Here is a 20037-nt window from a genome sequence, read left to right as displayed (position 1 = left end):
CCTAAGGACCCCCGCCATGAGCACCGTTTCGCCGGAGATCGAAGACCTGCGCCTGCGCACCCGTGAATTCATCCGCGGCACGGTGATCCCCGCCGAACCGCGGCCGGGCGCCGTCGTACCGGAGGCCCTGCTGGCGGACCTGCGCGCCGCCGCGAAGGCAGCCGGCGTCTTCGCCCCGCACGCACCGCACGAATACGGCGGCCAGGGCGTGCCGCTGGAGCATTGGTCCCCCATCTTCCAGGAGGCCGGCTACTCGCTGATCGGCCCGTCGGCGTTGAACTGCATGGCCCCGGACGAGGGGAACATGCACATGCTGCACCTGATCGGCAGCGAGGAGCAGAAGCAGCGTTATCTGGCTCCGCTGGTCTCCGGCGCGGCCCGCTCCTGCTTCGGTATGACCGAGCCGCACCCGGGCGCCGGTTCGGACCCGGCCGCCCTGCGCAGCACTGCCGCGAAGGTCGACGGCGGCTGGCTGATCACCGGGCACAAGCGCTTCACCAGCGGCGCCAACAACGCCACCTTCTGCATCGCCATGGTCCGCACCCCGGCGGTGGACGGCGCCCCCGCCGGAGCCACCATGCTCCTGGTGGACATGGACGCCCCCGGTGTGCGGATCGGCGAGCAGCTGCACACCATGGACCGGGCGATCGGCGGCGGGCATCCGCACGTGCACTTCGAGGACGTATTCGTGCCGGATACCGCCGTGCTCGGGGCACCCGGGGAAGGCTTCCGCTACGCGCAGGTCCGGCTTGGCCCGGCCCGGCTGACCCACTGCATGCGCTGGCTCGGCTTGGCCCGGCGGTCCCTGGACATTGCGCTGGACCGGACCAACCGGCGCGAGATTTTCGGATCGGTCATGAATGAACTCGGCCTGGCGCAGGAAATGATCGCCCAGTCCGTGATCGACATTGAAACCTCCGATGCCATCATCACCAAGACCGCGGCGCTGCTGGAGAGCGATGCCAGGGCCGGCTCCGCCCTGTCCTCGGTGGCCAAGGCCCACACCTCGGAGGCGGTGTACCGCGTGATCGACCGAAGCCTGCAGCTGTGCGGCGGCGACGGCGTCACCGACCGGCTGCCGCTGGCCTCGTACCTCAACGAGGTCCGCGCCTTCCGCATCTATGACGGCTCCAACGAGACGCATAAGTTGGCCATTGCCCGCCGCGCCTCCGCACACCGCCGCCGCGAGGTGGAGCACGGCGCCCCCGATCTCGCCGATGTGTCCCGCCCGGTGTCCGACGCCGAATCCCCCGCCGAAGCGAAAGCCTGAACGCCATGCACACCACTGCCGACGGCACCGAAGTTGTCGCCACCCGCGCCGACGCCGATGCGCTTGCCTCCCCTCCCCTGCTGATCCTGGACGAGGTCACCGCGTTCTTCGACGCACACGGGCTGGGGTCGGGACCACTGTCCTGGACGCAGATCGGCGACGGGCAGTCCAACATCACCTACCGGATCCGGCGCGGGAACGAGGACTTCGTACTGCGCCGCGGCCCGCGCCCCCCGCTGCCCCGCTCCACGCATGACATGGTCCGCGAGGCGAGGATCCAGCAGCTGCTGCGCGTGCAGGGGGTGCCGGTTCCGGAAATCCTGGCCGTCTGCGAAGACGAGTCGGTGCTCGGGGTGCCGTTCTACGTGATGGCTTTCCTCGACGGCCTGGTCATCACCAACACCATCCCGCCGGCGCTGACGTCGATGGAGGACCGCCGGGCCACCAGCGCCGCCGTCGTCGACGCCCTGGTCCGCATCCACTCGGTGGATGTGGGCAGCGGGGATCTGGCATCCTTCGGCAAACCGGAGGGGTATCTGCAGCGCCAGGTGGCCCGGTTCTCCGGGCTGTGGGAGGTCAACACCCTGCGCAACCTGCCCGAGGTGGCCCGGATAGGCAGCTGGCTGGCGGACAACGTGCCCGAAAGCCAGGCCGCATCGGTGCTGCACGGTGACTACCGGCCCGGAAACCTGATGTTCGCTCCGCAGTCCCCCGCACGGGTCATTGCGGTCCTGGACTGGGAGATGTCCGCCATCGGCGATCCGCTCGCGGACCTTGGCTACCTCACCGCCACGTACTCCGAACCCGGCAGCGCCGTCACGCCCCTCGAGCTGACCGGAGTGACCCGCAACCCCGGCTATTACACCCGGGAGGACGTCATTGCGGCCTACCGGGAGCGGATGAACCTGGATCTGGACGCGCTGCCCTGGTACCAGGCCCTGGCACTGTGGAAGGCCTCGATTTTCTGTGAGGCCATCTACACCCGCTGGCTCAAGGGCGAACGCCCCAACGACCGGGTGTTTGCCCCGTCGCTGGAGACCGGGGTGCCGCAGCTGCTGCGCACCGCCGCAGGGTTCGCGGGACTGGCACCGGCACCGCTGTAACGTCCGGTGCCGGTTCCTCCGGACCCGGCTAGGGCACGACGACGGCGCGGCCCAGCAGCTGGTTGTTCTTCAGTTTCTCGTAAGCCGCCGGCGCTTCCTCCAGGCTGAATACCTCGGTGTGCACATTGAGTCCGCCGCCCCGGGCCAGGTCCAGCACCTCGAAAAGTTCCGGCCGGGACCCCCAGTACGGGGCCCGGATGGAGGTTTCCCAGGCCGCGGTGGCCCCCAGGCCCACCGGCAGGGTTCCGGCGCCCACACCCACCAGCACCTGGTCGCCCTGTGATCCCACCATTGCCTGGCCCATGTCCAGCGTGGCCTGGATGGTCACGAAGTCGAAGACCGCGTCCACGCCCCGGCCGCCGGTCAGGTCCCGGACCAGGTCCACCGCACCGGGCTCGGACGGGAAGGTGTAGTGCGCGCCGACGTCGGTGGCCAGGTTCAGCTTCGCCTCGTCGATATCCAGTGCCACCACGGTGGCCGCGGTCATGGCCCGCAGGATCTGCACGGCCACGTGCCCCAGCCCGCCCACACCGATAACGACGGCGGTGGCGCCGGAGGGCAGTTTCTCCAGCGAACCCTTGATGGCGTGGTACGGGGTGAGTCCGGCGTCGGTCAGGGACACGTTCTGCACCGGATCCAGCTCCCCCAGTGGCAGCAGGTGCCGGGGACTATCCACAATCAGGTATTCCGCCATGGCCCCGGGGGCACCGAGCCCGGGCGGCGCAATACCGAATTTCCCGGCGTTGCGGCAGTAGTTTTCCCGGCCGCTGGAACATTCGTAGCAAAGTCCGCAGCCCCACGGCCCGTAGACGGCCATGGGGGTGCCCTCCTCGATGTACTGGACGCCTTCGCCCACCCGGTCCACCACTCCGGCGCCTTCGTGCCCCAGTGTCAGGGGCAGTCCGTAGATGTATTCGTTCTCCGGCAGGCTCATGATGAATTCGTCGGAGTGGCACACACCCGAGGCCGTGACCTTCAGGCGCACCTGCCCCGGGCCGGGTTCCGGAGTGTCAATCTCCACCACTTCGGGCGGCTGGCCGATGGTGCGGTACTGAAGGGCTCTCATGGCATGCTCCTGCTCTCCGCGGCGGCGGAGTATCCGCCGGGGCGCGGTGGATGGAATGTGCCCTTTAAGCGTTGCACCCGCGTCCCCGGTTCCGCAGCCCTCGAGCCGCAGGTAGCGTGTGGGTCATGAAGAATCTTCCGCTGTCTCTCGCGCTCGCCGCCTCCTCCGGCATATTCACCCTGCAAAGGCCGGCCGACTGGTCCCCGCGGATGCGCCGCACCTACATTGTTGCTCCGGGTGTTGCCCTCGGCGCCATCGGCGTCCTGGCCGTCCGAAAGGGCGCCCAAAAGGGAAGGGAACTGGCAGCTGCCGGGACCGTTGACCTCGTCACCCCCTTCACGGCTGGGGCTGGGTCTGGGGCTGGGACTGGGACTGGGACTGACGGCGGCGGCGAAGGCACCGATTCCACCACTGCGCCTTCCTACGTTGCCGGGAACGCGTCCGGACACCGGACCCTGGTGCCGGCAATTGCGCTGGCGGTTCTGGCGGCAACGGTGGGTACAACCGTGAGCGGGCTCCTGGCACTGGGCCTGGTGCTGGACGAGCGTATGGAAACGTGGCTGGTCCGGCGCGGGGTGGCGCAGCCCCGGCGGGTGATGGCGGTTGCTGCCGCCGCGGGTTCCCTGATCCTGGACCAGGCGATGGATTCGAGGGACTCGTCCAAGGACTCCAGGGAGCCAGGCGTCCATCGGTAGAGCCGGCGTACTGCCTCCTGCTGCGGCAGGAAGGTTAAACACTGCGGGCCGGCAGCGGGTGTTTTCCACACCCGCTGCCGGCCCGTTGTATTCCGTTCGGCTAAACAGCGTTTAGCCGAACGGTGTTGTCTAACTGATTGGTGCTTTAGCCGAAGAGCGCCGAAGCCTTGGTCAGGGTCTGAAAGATCCCGTAGGCCAGCGGAGCTCCCACCAGCACCCAGCTCACTGTCAGCTTTGCCTTAGTCATTAGCGTTCTCCGTTTACGGTAGCGGTCTGTTCCGGAGCCACGGGTGAAGACTTCGGCTCGTGGTAGCGGGATGCCACCGGTGTCACCAGCAGGTTGGCGATGAAGCCCACCACCAGCAGGCCCACCATGGTCAGGAGCGCGGGCTGGTAAGCCGCGGCCGTGAGTTCACCGGGGGTGCCCTGGGAATCCAGGAACGAGTTGACGATCAGCGGACCGGCAATGCCCGCGGCAGACCATGCAGTGAGCAACCGGCCGTGGATAGCACCGACCTGGTAGGTGCCAAAGAGATCCCGTAGGTAGGCCGGTACCGTAGCGAATCCGCCTCCGTAGAAGGAGATGATGATGAACGCCAAAGCCACGTACAGGAAGGTGGAACCGCCGCCGAACAGGGACAGCAGGATGTACAGGGCGCCACCGAGGCCGAGGTAGACCATGTAGATGCGCTTGCGGCCCACCAGGTCCGACGTGGCGGACCAGACAAAACGACCGCCCATGTTTCCAATGGAAAGCAGGCCCACAAATCCACCGGCAACGGCAGCGGAGACCAGGGAAACGCCGTCGGGCTGGCGGAAGAAGTCCTGGATCATCGGGGCAGCCTGCTCCAGGATGCCGATGCCGGCGGTGACATTGCAGAAGAGCACAACCCAGACCAGCCAGAACTGCTTTGTCTTGATGGCGTTGGCCGCGGACACGTGGTTGGTGGTGACCATGGCCTTGGCCTTGACCTTGGAGGGGTCGAAGCCTGCGGGCTTCCAGTCTGCCGCCGGCACGCGGATGCTCCACGCTCCGTAGAGCATGTAGACCAGGTACACCAGTCCCAGGGTGAGGAACAGTTTGCCTACGGCGTCGCCGCTGGCCACCCATCCTTCGGTTCCGGACTCCGGATCAAAGAAGCCCAGGAGGGCTGAGGACAGCGGGCTGGCGACCAGCGCGCCGCCGCCGAAGCCCATGATGGCCATGCCCGTGGCGAGTCCCGGACGGTCCGGGAACCACTTCATCAGGGTGGAGACCGGGGAAATGTAACCGATGCCCAGGCCGATGCCGCCGATGAAGCCGTAGCCCAGGTAAAGCAGCCAAAGCTGTCCGGTAAAGATGCCCACGGAACCGACGAGGAAACCGCCCGCCCAGAACACGGCGGCGACAAACATGGCCTTGCGGGGTCCGTTGCGGTCCACCCAGGTGCCCAAGACGGCAGCGGAGAGGCCGAGCATCACGATGGCAATGGAGAAAATGACGCCGATCTGCGTCAGGCTGGCGTCGAAGTACTCCACCAATGCCGTCTTGTAAACGCTCGTGGCATACACCTGGCCGATGCACAGATGCACCGCCAGCGCTGCCGGTGGAATCAGCCACCGGTTAAATCCGGGCGGTGCGATCGTTCGGTCGCGGTCCAGCCAACTCATCAAAAAACTCCCTTTATCTCACGCTAAATCTTGTCTCTCAACAACGATGCCTCGTGCGGCATGTCTTGCCCCGGTCCGACACGCAGTTTTCACCGGCTGGACCAAACAGCGGGCCGACATACCGCGCAACCTACTCGCCGGTAACTAATTTTGAAAAAGGCTTGCTTTGTTACCGATGGGTAGCTTAGATGTAACAGACATCACACTGAGTTCGGCCGGATATGTCTCACCGTTGCGACTGCCCCGGCCTTTTGCATCCGCGAAGGCTGCGCCTACCCGCGCAGCGCAGTCAGTCTCGAACCCGTAAGAAGCAGAAAAAGGACATTCAATGACGAGTTCTCCGTCCGGACGCGCCGCTAGCCGCCCGCACACACTTTTAACCATTCTTTTGGCATTGTTCCTGGTTCTCCTCCTGGCCTTCTTCGTCCTCTTTACAGGCAAGGTAGCCAGCGGAGCATCAGAACTGAGCGACGGCGCGGAGCGTGCCTCCACCGGCGCGGGCGACCTGCAGGAGGGCGCGGATAAGGCCAAGGCCGGCGCGGACAAGGTTGCCGCCGGTTCCGAAAAGGTTGATACCGGCGCGAACACCCTGGCCACGGGCATCTCCTCCGCCAAGACGGGTGTCACCACCCTGAAGGAAGGCGCCACCACGCTGGATGAGGGCGCACTCAAGCTCCTGGCCGGCGCAGAGGCCGCCAACACCGGTGCCAACAAGCTGGCCGCCGGTGCCACCAACGCCCGGACCGGTGCCGGGACTTTGGCCGCCGGTGCCAACGAGCTCTACACGAAGATGGCGCCGCTGGTCGGCGGGTCTCAGGAGCTGGCTGCCGGGGCCGATTCTGCTGTTGACGGCATCAATAAGCTCGCTCCCGGCGCAGCTGCGGTAAACGGCGGCGTGCTGGAGATTTATGCCGGCATCAACAGCACACCGGGTAAGGACGGCAAGACCGCCTACACGAATATCTCGGATGACTTTGCCCGCACCGGCAGTGCCTACGGCAAGGAAGGCGTCTCCGCCGGCGCGATTGAGCTGCGGACGGCTGGAGCAACTCTAAATGCGCTGACAAACCCCCTCGGCACACTAATTGGGGACGCGATGAAGGCTGGAGTGCCGGTGCCGCAAGCGTTGCTCGATGCTGCTGGTGGCCTTGGCGGAGGCTCGGGCGATCGCCTGATTGAAGCCGCAGACAAGCTCGAAGGACTCGAACGCCTTGTGGCGGGCATTGACGTAGGCCTCAAGGGCAACGGAACCCCGCAGGCGCCCGGCCTCATCTACGGCGCCGATGCCGTTTCCGACGGCCTGGCCGAGCTGCAGGGCAAGGCACCCGCACTGGCCGCGGGTGCACACAGCGCCGCGGACGGCGTCGCACAGCTTTACGCCGGCGCCGGCAAGCTGAACACCGGTGCAGGAACCCTCTACACAGGTCTGGACACGCTGGAGACCGGCGCGTACACGCTGGCCGACGGCAACTACAAGATCTACGACGGCACCATCACCCTCGCCGACGGCACCAGCCGCCTGGCCACGGGCACCGAGTCCCTGGACGAGGGCGTAGTGAAGCTCGACGACGGCGGCAAGACCCTGACCGCCGGCACCAAGGAGCTGAAGACCGGCGCCTCGGACCTGGCTGACGGCAACGGCGAGCTGGCCGAAGGCAGCAAGACCCTGGCCGACGGCAACAGCAAGATCTCCGAAGGTGCGGACACCATGCGGGCCAGCACCACGGCGCTGACTCCGGGTGAAATCCTCACCTCCCCGAAGATCCTGGCCGTGCTCATCCCGCTGCTCCTGCTGCTGATCCCGATCGGCATGCTGATCGCCAGCACACGCCGCGGCGCCCACGGCTAGTCCCTCACCGGACAGCAGCACCGTTGTACCGCTAGACCGCACCACCACTCGCATCACTGCAGAAAAGGGCAGGTACCGCACCCGCGGTACCTGCCCTTTTCCGTGTCGGGCATGGATTCAGGGAGCGGACCCGGAACCGGTCGGCAGAGCCGCAGGGTGCAGCGTCACCGAGATGGCTCCGGACCGGGTGGTCTGGGGCTGGGAGACGCTGTAGGAGGCGGCCTCCCGGATGTCTTCGAAGAGCCGCTTGCCCTGGCCCACGACCACCGGGAAAATCAGCAGCCGGTACGCGTCCACCAGCCCGGCCGCAGCCAGTGCCTGCACCAGCTGGTAGCTGCCGTGCACCTGGAGTTCGCCGCTGCGCCGGGACTTCAGCCGTTCCACGCTGGGCATCAGCTCCCCTTCGAGCAGAAGGGTGTTATACCAGGGCACACGCGGCATGGTGGCGGAGACCAGATACTTCGGCAGGCTGTTCAAAGCTGTGGCAATGAGGTCCCCGGGCTGGTTCGCGGCCTCCCAATAGGGCTGCATCATGTCGTACGTGTTGCGCCCCAGCAGGAGTGCATCGGCCATGGCGTACCACTCGGAGACAATCTGCTCCAGATCGGGATCAGCATGCGGAATCAGCCACCCGCCGCCGGTGAAACCACCGGACGGGTCTTCCTCCCTGCTGCCCGGAGCCTGCATCACGCCGTTCAACGTCAGGAAAGTGTTGACCGTCAGCTTCACCGAGCACCCCGTTCCTAGGTCCCCCTGTTTCTAGGGTCGGCCCGGCATCCGGGGGTGTCAACGGTCCCGGACAACCCCCGGGGCGGCAGTTCCGGTTAGGCCCAGGTGTGCGGAGCGGGGCGGCGGGTGCTCGGCAGGGCGACGGCGGCACGCCAGTCGTTGATCCACTCCGGCAGTTCCAGGTCCGACGGCGGGACGGCGCCTACGGCCTGGAAGATCTCCTCGTTGCTCACCGGGCCGTTCTTGGACACGAGCCGGGTGCAGATGACGGCACTGGCGTAGATCTCGCCGTCCACCACCATGCGCTGCTCGATGTAGATGGCGCGCTCATCGAAGCCGATGACCCGGGTTTCGATGCTGTAGCGCTGGTGCAGCTGCAGCGACTTGCGGAAGCTGATGGTCTCGTTGTTCGCCACCGGACTCCAGCCGCGCTTCTTCATCACGTCCCAGACGCCGCTTCGGACCAGCAGGTCAAAACGGCCCAGGTCCATCAGCGAGAAATACATGCCGTTGTTCAAGTGCATCGCAAAGTCGATGTCCGAGAGCAGGACTTTCATGGGCACCGAAGAGGTGTCGAAGAAGCCGAGCTTGGGGCGGCGGCGGGCGCGGAAGAGGGTCAGGATGGTGCGCAGGATCAGGTGCATGCCAGCTATATTACCGCTCAGTAACATAGTGTCGAGGTGCACCGCGGAAATTTCTTTTTCCGGTCCGTTCTTCGCGGACCGGCTCGGGTGCCCGCTACCCCACGCCTTTCAGCGCCACGGCTGGACCATGGCCTTCAGCGCTCCCGGCTGCTGGCCGGCGTCGAGCGCTTCCCGCACCTCGCCGAGCCCAAACTCATGGGTGACCAGCACGTCCAGGTCCACCCTGCCCTCGGCCACCAGCGAGATGGCCAGCGGCCAGGTGTTGGCGTAGCGGAAGATGCCGGTGAGCCAGATTTCGCGGTTCTGGATGATGCCGACCGGCAGTTCAACGTCCTCGGCACCCATACCCACCAGCACCGCCCGGCCGCCCGGGGCCACCGCGCGGATGCCGGCACGGACAGCGCTCGGTGCGCCGGAGGCGTCGATGAACGAGTCCACCCCCAACCCGTCCACCGGCTGCGATGCGTGCAGGGTATGCGTGGCGCCGTGCCCGGCCGCGAAGTCCAGCCGGTCCTGGGCAATATCGCTGACGTAGACGGCACTGGCACCGAAGGCCCGCGCCACCTGGGCAATGATCACCCCGACCGGTCCGGCACCCGCCACCAGCACGCGGTGCCCGGGGCCGACGCCGGCCTTCCGGCAGGCCCAGATGCCTACCGACAGCGGTTCCATCAGGGCAGCGGCTTCATCCGAAACCGTGTCCGGAACGGTGTGGGCGAAGTCGGACTCAATCACCACGTATTCGGCGAAGGCCCCGTCCACCGGCGGGGTGGCATAAAACGCCATGTCCGGGCACAGGTTGTACCGGCCCTGTCTGCACTGCCCGCAGCGGCGGCAGGGCTTCTGCGGCTCGATGGACACCCGCTCGCCGATCCGGGCCGCATCCACGGCGGAGCCGACGGCGGCAACGGTCCCCGAGGCCTCGTGCCCGAGCACCAGCGGTTCCTCCACCACAAACTGCCCTATCCGTCCGTGCCGGAAATAATGCACGTCGCTGCCGCAGACCCCGACGGCGGCCACCCGGACCAGCACCTCGTCCGGTCCCGGCTGCGGGAGCGGGCGTTCGTCGACGGAAAGGAGGTTGGGAGTGTCGGCGCTGCCGGCGTCGTCGGCGTTTTTACCCTGTCCGGCCGGGACGCGCAGGACCGAGACGCGCATCGTCTCCGGCAGGTCCGGCGTCGGCATTGCAGCGGCGGGACTGGTGGAAAGCGACATGCGGTTCCTCCTCGTTGCGGGTCCGCGGGCTCCGGTGGGCTCAGGCGTAGTCAGGACTCTAGCCCGGTGCGGGCCTGCTGTCCTTAAACCACCGCCGGCCCTGTCCCAACTCCGTTTCCCCTGCCCTGTCCCGGAGGCGCCGGGCGGAGTACCTTGAAGCGCGTACTCCCCTTCGTGGAGCAGGAGCCCAATGCAGACCCTCGTTGTCCTCTTCGGGCATCCCCGGAACCCTGATGCCTTCCGCCGGCACTACCGGAGCGTGCACCTGCCGCTGGTGCGCAACATCCCCGGGGTACGGGAGCTGCGCGCCTCGGAGGAGCTCGGCTCGTCTGCCGGCACGCCCCCGTATTTCGCGCTGTTTGAAGCGGATTTCGATGACGGGCCCGCCATGCAGGATGCCTTGACCACGGCCGAGGGGCAGGCTGCCAATGCCGACATTCCCAATTTCGCCACCGGTGGACTGACCGTGTTCACCTACCGGCGGTAGCGGCTTAGTCGTCGCCCGGCGCTTTCCGGAAGCCGCGCTGCTTGGCGTCCATCCACAGAATGACGTCCATGGCCCGCAGGGTGGACACCCGCGCCGGCAGCGCCGCCCGTTTCTGCACGGTGTCCAGGCGCCGGACCAGCTCCCGGTCATTGGCGGTCAGCAGGGCGTACCATTCCTCCCACTGGGTGAGGGAACTGGCCACGCCGGTGCTGCGGGCCACCAGAGGATCCCAGATGGGAATCAGTTTCGGGCGCTTGCGGGCCAGCAGCTTGCTGGTTTTGCCCGGACCCATCCTCCACTGCCCGCCCTTGTAGCCGCGGAAAAGGTCCCAGAGCAGCCAGGCCGGGCTTTCCTTACCCAGGACGTGCAGGTATTCAACGCCGGTCACGTCCGCCAGCTCCAGGGTCACCGGAATCAGTTCCAGCAGCTCGCCGATTTCCGGAGCCTGCGTTTCGAGCAGTCCCACCACCGCCGGACCCTTGAGGTCCTCACCCAGCAGCGCCAGCGCCACCAGGTCGTCGGCGGTGATGCGGTTGGCAGCACCCGGCGCATCGCCGCCGCCGGCCCACGTATCGAACCGCGCCCCGGTCCGCACGTGGCCGGAGGTCAGTTTCTGCGTGTAGTAGCGGTGCAGCAGGCCGGCGGCGTCGTCGACCCGGCCGGCGTCGAGGATGGCTGGCAGGTCCACGGTGTCCACCTCACTCGGGAGCGGTGATCAGGCCCTTCTCAACCATCCAGTCGAACGCGACGTCGGCGGGTTCCTGGCCGTTAACGTCCACGGCAAGGTTCATCTTGCGCAGTTCCTCGTCGGTAAGCAACGGAGATACCTGCGCGAAGATGTCCGCCAGCACGGGATACTCCTCCAACGCCTCGGTGTTGAAGACCGGAGCGGCGTTGTAGGCGGGGAAATAGGCCAGGTCATCCTCGAGCACGGTCAGCTCGAGCGAATCGATGCGCCCGTCCGTGGCAAAGACCTCGCCGAAGTTGCACTCCCCGGCGTCGGTGGCCGAGTACACGGCACCGGTGTCATAGATCCCCACGTTGGCGTCCGGCACCCCGTTGGGCGCACCGCGCGGCATGCCGTACTTTTCGAGCAGCGGATTCATGCCGTCCGGCCGGGAATTGAACTCGGCCTCGAGGCAGAAGGTGCGATCCTCAACCGGCAGCCGGGCGATGTCGGAAATGCTCTCCACTCCCAGTTCCTGCGCGGCCTCGGTGCGGATGGCCATCGCATAGGTGTTGTTCAGCGGTGCCGGGTCGCCCCAGGTGACACCGTTCGCGAGGTCCGCGTCATGCACGGCCTGCCACTGTTCCTGCTTGTCCGGGATGCCCGCACCCTGGCCGAGGTAGGCGATCCATCCGGTGCCGGTGTACTCCCAGGTCATGCCGGCCTGCCCGGAGAGGAGCAGCTCGCGCGCCGGCTGGCTGCCGGGCACGTTGGTCAGGTCGGTGACCTCGAAACCTGCGACCTTGGTGGCCAGCACGGCGATCTTGCCCAGGATGAGCTGCTCGGTGAAGTTCTTGCTCGTGACGGTGAGTTTGGCGTCGTCGGGCAAGCCCTCGACCGGCTGGATGGAGCCGGGATCCGCCTCCGGCACATAGGAGGCTGCCGGCTGCAGGCCGCAGCCCGAAAGCAGCAGGCCGACGGCGGCGGCACCGGCTGCTGCCAGGCGGACGCGCGTGGTTGACGGCTTGTTCATCAGAGTCCCTTCGGCCGGGCGATGTGCTCGACCAGGCGGCCGATCCAGTCGACCACCAGGGCCAGCAGCGCCACCAGCAGGGCGCCGGCAACCAGCACGGTGGTCAGGTTCAGGTTCACGCCGGTGGTGATGAGGATGCCCAGCCCGCCGCCGTTGACAAACGTGGCGAGGGTGGCGGTGCCCACCAGGAGCACCAGGGCGGTCCGGACGCCGGAGAGCATCACGGGCACCGCGAGCGGCAGTTCCAGCCGGAACAGCACCTGGGAGTTGCTCATGCCCACGCCGCGGCCGGCCTCCACAACGCGCGGGTCCACCTGCTGCAGGCCCACCATGGTGTTCCGCATGACCGGGAGAAGGGCATAGACCACCAGGGCGCCGATGGCGGCCCGGAAGCCGAAGCCGAGCCAGAAGGCCAGCAGCACCAGCAGCCCGATGGCCGGTGCGGCCTGGCCGATGTTGGCCAGCGCCATAATCGGGCCGGTGAACCGGCGCATCCGTCCGCGGGTCAGCAGCACGCCCAGCGGGATCGCGACCACCAGCACAATCACCGCGGACACACCGGTCAGCAGCAGGTGCTGGACGGTGTATTCCCACAGCGCTGCGGGGTCCAGGGTGGTGCGCTCGGTGACGCTGAGCTCCGCAGTGGTCAGCCACAGCATCAGCAGCCCGAAAGCCACCGCAATGCCAGCCAGCTGCAGCAGCAGGGGGCGCCACGACGTCGGTCCGGCACCGGTTTCGGCCTCGGCCCGGGCCTGCGCGGCCGTGGGGACGGCGGTCACCGGGTGCCCTGGCCGGCGGCAGCACCGGCGTCGTCCTGCACCGGAACCGGCGCCGCGTCGGTGCCGCGCTCGATGCCGCCGCTGTTAAGACCAACCGGAGCGCTGGAGGAACCCAGCTGCGCGGCGTCGTTCGCTGCCGTGATGGCTTCCATCACGGTCTGCACGGTGACGGTCCCGAGGAAACGCTCGTGCGGACCGGTGACGAGCGCCGCCCCGGTGCTGGAGACCAGCATGGTGTCCAGTGCGTCGTTCAGCGTGGACTGGTCGCTGATGACCGGAAGCTTGGGGTCAACGGTGTTGGTGTGCCGGTCCAGCCGGGAGAGCTGCCGGCGGGAGAGCCACTGGATGGGCCGTTCGCGTTCGTCCAGGACGACGGCGTTCTGCTCGCCCGCGCCCTGCAGCCGGGAGAGGGTGTCGCTGGCGAGGTCGCCAATGCCGGCCGTGATGGGTGCGGTCAGTTCCACCTCGTTCACCCGGGTCAAGGTGAGCTGTTTCAGGCCGGCGCCGGAGCCGATGAAGTTCTCCACGAACTCGTTGGCGGGGTTGGCAAGGATCCGTTCCGGGGAGTCGTACTGCACCAGCTGGGCGCCCTCGTCGAAGATGGCGATCCAGTCCCCCAGTTTCACGGCTTCGTCGAAGTCATGGGTCACGCAGACGATGGTTTTCTGCAGCTCGGACTGGATGTGCAGCAGCTCATCCTGGAGCCGCTGCCGGGTGATCGGGTCCACGGCGCCGAACGGTTCGTCCATCAGCAGCACGGGCGGATCGGCGGCCAGTGCGCGGGCCACGCCCACACGCTGCTGCTGCCCGCCGGAAAGCTCCTTCGGGTAGCGGTCCCGGTAGAGCGCCGGATCCAGGGACACCAGTTCGAGCAGTTCATCCACCCGGGCCTGGATGCGGTCCTTGTCCCAGTCGAGCATCTTGGGGACGACGCCGATGTTCGCCGCGACGGTCATGTGCGGAAAGAGCCCGCCGGCCTGGATGACGTAGCCGATGCCGCGGCGCAGCTGGTCGCCGTCGATCCCGGTGACGTCGTCGCCGTCGAGGATGATCCGGCCGCTGCTGGGCTCGATGAGCCGGTTGATCATTTTCAGCGTGGTGGTTTTACCGCAGCCGGACGGGCCCACGAGCATCACGATACTGCCCCGCGGAATTTCCATGGTCAGCCCGCCGACCGCCGGTTTGTCCTGCCCGGGGTAACGCTTGGTGACGTTGTCGAGCAGGATGCCGGTGCCGGTGGTTGTGGCGCCGGTGGAAGGGGAAAGGGTCTCAGACACGGATACCTCGCGGGGTTGTGAGCCGGCCGAGGCCGACCAGGAGAAGGTCAAGGATCAGGGCCAGCAGGATCACGCCGACGACGCCGACCACTACGGATTCGAGCGAATTGGCACCACCCAGGCGGGACAGGCCGGTGAAGATGAAGCCGCCCAGTCCCGGGCCGAGGGCGTAGGCCGCGATGGCGGCGATGCCCATCACCATCTGGGCGGACACCCGGACACCGGCAAGGATGACCGGCCAGGCCAGCGGCAGTTCGATGCGCAGCAGGGTGCGCAGCCGGCCCATGCCGACGCCGCGGGCAGATTCGATGACGGTCGGGGAAATCCCGGCCAGCCCCACCACCGCGTTACGCAGGATGGGCAGGGTGGCATAGAACGCCACCACGATGACGGCAGGCACGGCGCCGAATCCGAAGGGTGCGATCAGCAGGCCGATCAGTGCGAAGGACGGCAGCGTCAGGCCCACAGCGGAGACGCCGTTGGCCACTCCGCTGAGGGTCTTGTTCCGGTACACCAGTGCTGCGATGACCACGGCAATGACCGTCGCCAGGAGCAGGCACTGCAGAACTAGGCTGAAGTGCTGCCATCCGGCGAACAGGATCTGTTGATACCGGTCCGCCACGAATTCCCACACATCAAGACCTCTTCACTTGGTTACGAACGCTTCTGTCGTCCGCCCGCACATGGTGTCTGGGCGAAAACTACCAAGCAAGCTTACCGTTACCTGCTTCACATTAAGCGCCGAAAAGCTCCGAACCGGAACATCGTGACGCTTTAGCAGCGGTCTGGGGTGGGGTTTGGGTGGGTTGATGCGGGGTGCTGGGCGGGGCTGGGGGTGGGGGGTTGACGGGGTGCTCCGGGTGCTCCGGGCCCGGCCGTATCCGCCGGGGCTTTCTTCCTTGTGTCGAGGTTCTCTTCCGGCCGCTTTACCTTCTGTACAGCTGATGCGGCCAGGCCTCCACCTTCTGTACAGCTGATGCTGCCTGGCGGGCCCTTAGGGCGCATCTGCTGTACAGAAGGTGGCGTCTGCCGAGGTGCTTCCGGCACGGTTTCCCACGCGGTGCGACGGGCGTGGCTGGTGTTGTCCCAGCTGCAACATCCGCACCACCGAGTGGGACGCTCTGCTGCGAACGAGGATCCTGGCGGGTATCCCCACACAGCCTCCCACTTGGTGTGAATGGTGTGGTCCGTGTTGTCCCAGCAGCAACAACGGCACCACCGGGTGGGACGCTCTGCTGAGATTGAGAGTCCCAGGCTGGTCCATAGCGCTGTAGATGTCCCCCGGTCAGTCAGCAGGCAGCATTTACTGCACTATGAACGGCGGGCCGCCCGATCGATGTACAGATAACGGGGCTTAGCACCGTTCGTTGTACAGATAATGGGCTCATTCGGCATCGAAAAGCCCATTATCTGTACAGTCACTGCGCGCCGCGTCAGGCCTTTTCGTCGTCCCCGGCCCCAAATCCTCTCCGAGCTATTTCTCCGCGGGTTCCACGATTTCCAGTACGACGTTCGACCCGCTGTCAGGGTGGTAACTCCACGAAGCTGAGATGTCCCCCCACTGCGCATTTTGTGTGCCGTCAAGGGCCCGGGTGTTTCCCATTCGACTACTGACGCTGTCCGGCATGCCGGTCGCACCCAGAACGCATTCGATGTCTTCGTAGGCAGCACCGGTGGCGTAGTACTCCTCGCCCTGGCCATCCATTGTCAGGCTCTGGCCCTCGTCGCCAAGTTCAATTCCCGTTTCATCTTCAACACCGCATGTGCTCACCGCATCAATTAATGCGGTGGAAGGTCGAGTCGACGTCAGATCAATCTGCGCGATCAGGAGGCCGGCACCAAGCCCCACCAACAATCCGGCTGCAGCAAACAGCACGTAATTCCGGCGAGGAGAAGGCGACGCCGGCATGGCGGCTGCATTCGGCACCATTCCGGACGGTGGATCCAACGGTCGTGGCCGCGCGGGCGGCGCAAGGGGCGCCGGGGGCACATGGACGGCGTTGGGGACGGGGGCGGTCTGGTGATGCGGGTCCTGCGTCATAGCGTCTTCCTTTAGTACAGCCGGCGGATAGACAGAGCTCTGGCGCCCGCCGCTGTACTGTTCGCGCCTTTATCTACCCTCGGCACCCCGCGGGTATTGGTAAGGCTGGACGTAACGCCCCGCCCAACCGCCACCACCACACACCTATCCCTTCAACCCCTCCCGCAGAGCCTTCCACGCACCGGTGGACCACAGCGCCCACAGCACCAGCGGCGGCTGGAAGAACAACCGCACCAGCCGGGCGCGGTCCGAATCCAGACCGAACGCGTCCGTATGCGTGACGTACTGGGAGATGTTGCCCGGGAAGATGGCAATGAAAAACGCTGCGGCCGCCAGACCGACCGGGACCCGGCGCTTCCGCAGCAGGATCAACGACGCACCAAGACTTATTTCGGCCACACCGGACAGCAGCACCACGGCGTCCTCGTCCAGCGGCACCCAGCCCGGCACCTGCGCCTGGAATTCCTGCCGGGCGAAGGTCAGGTGCGAGGTACCGGCAAACGCCAGGAACGTCCCCAGCCCGACGGCTGCCCAACGCCGGGGTTTTGACATCGGCGGCGCTGGGCGGGCAGCAAGGGCGAGGACTTTCTTCAGGGCAGACATGCTCCCGACGCTAACACCCCGGCGTCGGCCGAGGCAGGGGCACCCGCTCCCTCCCCAGCCCCTAGGTCAGCCGGTTATACGCCAGCTGTGCCAGGGCGGCAGCCTGGTCCCCCAGCACCGCATCGTCGAAGACCACCCGCGGGGAGTGGTTCCACGCGGCGGTGACCGGGTTGACCGACGGCGGCGTCGCCCCGAGGAAGAGGAAGGTACCCGGGACTTCATTGAGCACCAGGGAGAAATCCTCCGACCCCATCAGCGGGTCCCGGGATTCCAGTACCCGGTCCTCGCCGAAAATCTCCCGCAGACCAGTGATCGCCTCCCGGGTCCGGTCGGCATCATTGCGGGTGACCGGGTACCGGATGGTGAAGTCCACCTCCGCGCTGCAGCCGTGCGCGGCGGCAATCCCCTCGGCGAGCGCCTTGGACTCGACGATCACCCGGTCCAGGGATTCCTCCGACAAGGTACGCACGGAGGCACCCAGGCTGGCGGAATCGGGAATCACGTTGATCGCTTCCCCGGCGGAAAGCTGCGTCACGGTAAGCACAATCGGATCGAACGCGGAAAACCGGCGGGTGGCCATGGTCTGCAGCGCCGTGGCGATCTCGGTCAGCGCGGGCACCGGGTCGATGGCGGTCTGCGGCTGTGAGCTGTGCCCGCCTGAGCCCTTGACGGTGATCCGCAGTTCGTTGGCGCCGGCCATCAGCGTGCCGGACTTGGTGCGGAACACGCCCAGCGGGCCGGGCCGCACGTGGATGCCGTAGGCGGCGACGGGACGTTCCCCGGCGGCGTCGAGCACTCCCTCGTCGATCATCAGGCTCGCGCCGTCGTGGCCCTCCTCCCCCGGCTGGAACATAAAGATCACGTTGCCGGAGAGGTCCTGCTGCTGGGCGCAGAGCAGGCGGGCCGCACCCACGAGCCCGGCCACGTGCAGGTCATGCCCGCAGGCGTGCATGGCGCCGTTGGTGGAGGCATAGTCCAGGTCCGTCAGTTCGTTCACCGGCAGCGCATCCATGTCTCCGCGCAGCAGGACGGTGGGTCCGGGTTCCGCCCCGCGCAGCACGGCGACCACGGAGGTGGTCTTGACACCCAGGATGATCTCCAGGTCCAGTCCCTCCAGCGCGGCGAGGATCTTTTCCTGTGTCCGCGGCAGGTTGATTCCGGTCTCCGGGTCCCGGTGCAGCTCACGGCGCAGGGCCACCAGTTCAGGCAGTATCGCCTGTGCTTCCTGTACAAACATGCTTGAAGTCCCGTCATCCGCGCTGATAACCGGCCGGTACGGCCGCTGCTATCTACGCAGTAAACCACCCCTTCCCCTCCAGCACAGCGGTCGACGTCCCAACAGGGCGATTACGGGAAACGACGACGGCGGGACGGCCGGAGTTCCGCTCCCTCTGGGGGTGCTCATCCCTGCGGCCGATACTCCGCCGCCCCCGCCCCTCCTAGACTGGGCACCATGATCGAGACCACGGCCTTCGACACACCCGGGTCCGGGCACGGCCCCGGACAAGGCTCCACCGGCACCGAGCAGCACGGACCGACGCGTCCGCGCTGGCTGACACGCCTCCCGTGGCGCACCGGCGAGGACTGGGAACGCCCGGGACCCACCCGCGAGCAGCAGCGCCATGACGTCATCGGCACCATCGTCCTGCTGCTGGTCTCGGCCTTCATCCTGGAAGTGAGCCGCGGAATCGGTGCCGTGGCCGGGGAAACCAAACCCATCTGGCTCCAGCACCTGGCCATGGCCCTGATCATCCTGCCGCTGGCGGTGCGCCGGCGTTACCCGGTGGCCGTGATGCTGGCGTGCAGTGCGGTGTTCCTCGGCCTGGGCCTGCTGGTGCCCTCGGTCTCCATGCAGATGACCTTCCAGGCCGCCTACTTCGCCTCGCTCTACACAGCCGTCGCCTGGGCGAAGGACCGCAGGATGCTCTGGCTCGGTACCACCGTGGTCATTGCCGTGATGGCCTTGTGGGTCATCCTTTCCTTCACCGTCTCCTCCTCCTATGACTCCGTCCTGGAACGGATCATGGAAGGCGATGACACCTACCGCGGCTTCCTGCCCCCGCTGGTGTCGCTGGCGATCTACAACTTCGCCATCAATGCCGCCTACTTCGGCGGGGCCATCATGTTCGGCATGAACGCCTGGCGCAGCGCCCACCAGCGCGAACTGCTCCTCACGCAGTCCGCCCAGCTGGAAGTCCAGGCGGCCGAGCTGGCCCGGCAGGCGGTGCTCGACGAGCGGCTGCGCATCGCCCGGGAGCTGCACGACGTCGTCGCACACCACATCGCGGTGATCGGCGTCCAGGCCGGCGCGGCGCGGCGGGTGCTGGAGAAAAAACCCGGGGCTGCGGCGGGCGCCCTGCAGACCATCGAGGGTTCCTCCCGCGAAGCGGTGGAACAGATGCGTTCCCTGCTGGGCGTACTGCGCTCGGGCGAGCAACCGGGGCCGGAGTCCGACGGCGGTGCTCGGCGCGCGCCCGAGCCCGGGCTGGCGGACCTCCCGGCGCTGGTGGCGGAGCATGGGCAGCTGGGACTGTCCGTTTCCTACCACCGGTCCGAGGACGTTCCCGGTGCCCTGGACCGGGTCCCCGCACCGATGGGCCTGTCGATTTACCGCACCGTGCAGGAGTCCCTGGCCAACGTCCGCCGGCACTCGACCGCCGGTTCCGCCGTCGTGGCCCTGCGTACCGGCACCACGGGGGAGGGACGGGCCTGGGTGGAAGTGGAAACCGTCGATGACGGCCGGCCGCGGACCGGCAGCACCGCGGGTTCCGGATTCGGCATCCGGGGCATCCGCGAACGTGCCGATCTGCACGGCGGCATCGCCGAGATCGGACCGCGGTCCGGCGGCGGCTGGCGCGTCCGGGTCCGGTTTCCGGTGCGCTGACCGCTACCGTGGTTGCCGAAGGCCGCATACTGCGGCCGGCAGAAT

General features: G+C 67.0%; 20 protein-coding genes. 6 read left to right on the top strand and 14 right to left on the bottom strand.

Annotated elements, in window-relative coordinates; translation table 11 throughout:
* Positions 1-16 precede the first annotated feature (16 nt).
* Complete coding sequence (locus QNO03_RS13535) at positions 17-1270, top strand: acyl-CoA dehydrogenase family protein (protein ID WP_289603668.1); 1254 nt, start codon at positions 17-19, stop codon at positions 1268-1270.
* Positions 1271-1275: 5 nt separating this feature from the next.
* Positions 1276-2373 carry a phosphotransferase family protein gene (locus tag QNO03_RS13530; RefSeq protein ID WP_289603667.1) on the top strand — a complete coding sequence of 366 codons (1098 nt, stop codon included), beginning with the start codon at positions 1276-1278 and terminating at the stop codon, positions 2371-2373.
* 28 nt (positions 2374-2401) lie between these two features.
* Here QNO03_RS13530 and QNO03_RS13525 read toward each other — a convergent pair whose 3' ends face one another.
* On the bottom strand, positions 2402-3439 hold the full coding sequence (locus QNO03_RS13525; RefSeq protein ID WP_289603666.1) for an NAD(P)-dependent alcohol dehydrogenase: 1038 nt from the start codon (positions 3437-3439) through the stop codon (positions 2402-2404).
* A gap of 125 nt (positions 3440-3564) precedes the next feature.
* Between QNO03_RS13525 and QNO03_RS13520 the strand changes: the two genes are divergently transcribed.
* Entirely contained in the window at positions 3565-4134 is a 570-nt protein-coding gene (locus QNO03_RS13520) for a hypothetical protein (protein WP_289603665.1), read from the top strand.
* Between the two features lie 145 nt (positions 4135-4279).
* On the opposite strand, the gene QNO03_RS14710 is transcribed toward QNO03_RS13520, so the two are convergent.
* Positions 4280-4381, bottom strand: a complete 102-nt coding sequence (locus QNO03_RS14710) for an MFS transporter small subunit (RefSeq protein WP_442860216.1) — start codon at positions 4379-4381, stop codon at positions 4280-4282.
* Positions 4381-5784: an OFA family MFS transporter gene (locus QNO03_RS13515; RefSeq protein WP_289603664.1), complete on the bottom strand. Its 1404-nt coding sequence runs from the start codon at positions 5782-5784 to the stop codon at positions 4381-4383. The genes QNO03_RS14710 and QNO03_RS13515 overlap by 1 nt, the downstream gene beginning before the upstream one ends.
* Before the next feature lie 394 nt (positions 5785-6178).
* Here QNO03_RS13515 and QNO03_RS13510 point away from each other — a divergent pair, with 394 nt between their 5' ends.
* Positions 6179-7633, top strand: coding sequence for a hypothetical protein (locus tag QNO03_RS13510; RefSeq protein ID WP_289603663.1), 1455 nt, complete (start codon positions 6179-6181; stop codon positions 7631-7633).
* A 117-nt stretch (positions 7634-7750) separates the two neighbouring features.
* Here the strand turns inward: QNO03_RS13510 and QNO03_RS13505 are convergent, their stop codons facing one another.
* The 3 genes from QNO03_RS13505 to QNO03_RS13495 all read right to left on the bottom strand — a co-directional run bounded on the left by QNO03_RS13505 (position 7751) and on the right by QNO03_RS13495 (position 10221).
* Positions 7751-8362 (bottom strand): dihydrofolate reductase family protein, encoded by a 612-nt coding sequence (locus QNO03_RS13505; RefSeq protein ID WP_289603662.1) that lies wholly within the window; start codon positions 8360-8362, stop codon positions 7751-7753.
* A 95-nt stretch (positions 8363-8457) separates the two neighbouring features.
* Positions 8458-9006: an acyl-CoA thioesterase gene (locus QNO03_RS13500; protein WP_289603661.1), complete on the bottom strand. Its 549-nt coding sequence runs from the start codon at positions 9004-9006 to the stop codon at positions 8458-8460.
* Between the two features lie 108 nt (positions 9007-9114).
* Positions 9115-10221: an NAD(P)-dependent alcohol dehydrogenase gene (locus tag QNO03_RS13495; RefSeq protein WP_289603660.1), complete on the bottom strand. Its 1107-nt coding sequence runs from the start codon at positions 10219-10221 to the stop codon at positions 9115-9117.
* A gap of 190 nt (positions 10222-10411) precedes the next feature.
* Here QNO03_RS13495 and QNO03_RS13490 point away from each other — a divergent pair, with 190 nt between their 5' ends.
* Complete coding sequence (locus tag QNO03_RS13490) at positions 10412-10708, top strand: EthD family reductase (protein ID WP_289603659.1); 297 nt, start codon at positions 10412-10414, stop codon at positions 10706-10708.
* Between the two features lie 4 nt (positions 10709-10712).
* Here the strand turns inward: QNO03_RS13490 and QNO03_RS13485 are convergent, their stop codons facing one another.
* From QNO03_RS13485 to QNO03_RS13450, 8 genes are all read right to left on the bottom strand, one after another.
* Positions 10713-11396: a DUF6308 family protein gene (locus QNO03_RS13485; RefSeq protein WP_289603658.1), complete on the bottom strand. Its 684-nt coding sequence runs from the start codon at positions 11394-11396 to the stop codon at positions 10713-10715.
* 10 nt (positions 11397-11406) lie between these two features.
* Positions 11407-12408 carry a glycine betaine ABC transporter substrate-binding protein gene (locus QNO03_RS13480; RefSeq protein ID WP_289603657.1) on the bottom strand — a complete coding sequence of 334 codons (1002 nt, stop codon included), beginning with the start codon at positions 12406-12408 and terminating at the stop codon, positions 11407-11409.
* Positions 12408-13067 (bottom strand): ABC transporter permease, encoded by a 660-nt coding sequence (locus tag QNO03_RS13475; protein WP_289603709.1) that lies wholly within the window; start codon positions 13065-13067, stop codon positions 12408-12410. The genes QNO03_RS13480 and QNO03_RS13475 overlap by 1 nt, the downstream gene beginning before the upstream one ends.
* A gap of 116 nt (positions 13068-13183) precedes the next feature.
* A complete protein-coding gene (locus tag QNO03_RS13470; RefSeq protein WP_289603656.1) occupies positions 13184-14464 on the bottom strand; it encodes an ABC transporter ATP-binding protein in 1281 nt (426 codons plus the stop codon).
* Positions 14457-15098, bottom strand: coding sequence for an ABC transporter permease (locus QNO03_RS13465; RefSeq protein ID WP_289603655.1), 642 nt, complete (start codon positions 15096-15098; stop codon positions 14457-14459). Before QNO03_RS13465 ends, QNO03_RS13470 begins: the two co-directional genes overlap by 8 nt.
* An 840-nt stretch (positions 15099-15938) precedes the next feature.
* Positions 15939-16505 carry a hypothetical protein gene (locus QNO03_RS13460; RefSeq protein WP_289603654.1) on the bottom strand — a complete coding sequence of 189 codons (567 nt, stop codon included), beginning with the start codon at positions 16503-16505 and terminating at the stop codon, positions 15939-15941.
* A gap of 144 nt (positions 16506-16649) precedes the next feature.
* Positions 16650-17108, bottom strand: coding sequence for a DoxX family protein (locus tag QNO03_RS13455; RefSeq protein WP_502874586.1), 459 nt, complete (start codon positions 17106-17108; stop codon positions 16650-16652).
* Between the two features lie 61 nt (positions 17109-17169).
* Positions 17170-18345 carry a M20 metallopeptidase family protein gene (locus tag QNO03_RS13450; RefSeq protein ID WP_289603653.1) on the bottom strand — a complete coding sequence of 392 codons (1176 nt, stop codon included), beginning with the start codon at positions 18343-18345 and terminating at the stop codon, positions 17170-17172.
* A 216-nt stretch (positions 18346-18561) separates the two neighbouring features.
* Here QNO03_RS13450 and QNO03_RS13445 point away from each other — a divergent pair, with 216 nt between their 5' ends.
* On the top strand, positions 18562-19992 hold the full coding sequence (locus tag QNO03_RS13445; RefSeq protein ID WP_289603652.1) for a sensor histidine kinase: 1431 nt from the start codon (positions 18562-18564) through the stop codon (positions 19990-19992).
* Positions 19993-20037 lie beyond the last annotated feature (45 nt).

Source organism: Arthrobacter sp. zg-Y877, from assembly GCF_030373105.1.
Taxonomy (GTDB): domain Bacteria; phylum Actinomycetota; class Actinomycetes; order Actinomycetales; family Micrococcaceae; genus Arthrobacter_B.
Note: the sequence above shows the minus strand (reverse complement) of the source record. Positions and strands in the feature narration are given on the sequence as shown.

Excerpts from the sequence above, each read along its gene's own strand:
- QNO03_RS13535 (WP_289603668.1), top strand. The coding sequence starts at position 17 with ATGAGCACCGTTTCGCCGGAGATCGAAGACCTGCGCCTGCGCACCCGT.
- QNO03_RS13530 (WP_289603667.1), top strand. The coding sequence starts at position 1,276 with ATGCACACCACTGCCGACGGCACCGAAGTTGTCGCCACCCGCGCCGAC.
- QNO03_RS13525 (WP_289603666.1), bottom strand. The coding sequence starts at position 3,439 with ATGAGAGCCCTTCAGTACCGCACCATCGGCCAGCCGCCCGAAGTGGTG.
- QNO03_RS13520 (WP_289603665.1), top strand. The coding sequence starts at position 3,565 with ATGAAGAATCTTCCGCTGTCTCTCGCGCTCGCCGCCTCCTCCGGCATA.
- QNO03_RS14710 (WP_442860216.1), bottom strand. The coding sequence starts at position 4,381 with ATGACTAAGGCAAAGCTGACAGTGAGCTGGGTGCTGGTGGGAGCTCCG.
- QNO03_RS13515 (WP_289603664.1), bottom strand. The coding sequence starts at position 5,784 with ATGAGTTGGCTGGACCGCGACCGAACGATCGCACCGCCCGGATTTAAC.
- QNO03_RS13500 (WP_289603661.1), bottom strand. The coding sequence starts at position 9,006 with ATGCACCTGATCCTGCGCACCATCCTGACCCTCTTCCGCGCCCGCCGC.
- QNO03_RS13495 (WP_289603660.1), bottom strand. The coding sequence starts at position 10,221 with ATGTCGCTTTCCACCAGTCCCGCCGCTGCAATGCCGACGCCGGACCTG.
- QNO03_RS13490 (WP_289603659.1), top strand. The coding sequence starts at position 10,412 with ATGCAGACCCTCGTTGTCCTCTTCGGGCATCCCCGGAACCCTGATGCC.
- QNO03_RS13480 (WP_289603657.1), bottom strand. The coding sequence starts at position 12,408 with ATGAACAAGCCGTCAACCACGCGCGTCCGCCTGGCAGCAGCCGGTGCC.
- QNO03_RS13475 (WP_289603709.1), bottom strand. The coding sequence starts at position 13,067 with ATGCTGTGGCTGACCACTGCGGAGCTCAGCGTCACCGAGCGCACCACC.
- QNO03_RS13460 (WP_289603654.1), bottom strand. The coding sequence starts at position 16,505 with ATGACGCAGGACCCGCATCACCAGACCGCCCCCGTCCCCAACGCCGTC.
- QNO03_RS13455 (WP_502874586.1), bottom strand. The coding sequence starts at position 17,108 with ATGTCTGCCCTGAAGAAAGTCCTCGCCCTTGCTGCCCGCCCAGCGCCG.
- QNO03_RS13450 (WP_289603653.1), bottom strand. The coding sequence starts at position 18,345 with ATGTTTGTACAGGAAGCACAGGCGATACTGCCTGAACTGGTGGCCCTG.
- QNO03_RS13445 (WP_289603652.1), top strand. The coding sequence starts at position 18,562 with ATGATCGAGACCACGGCCTTCGACACACCCGGGTCCGGGCACGGCCCC.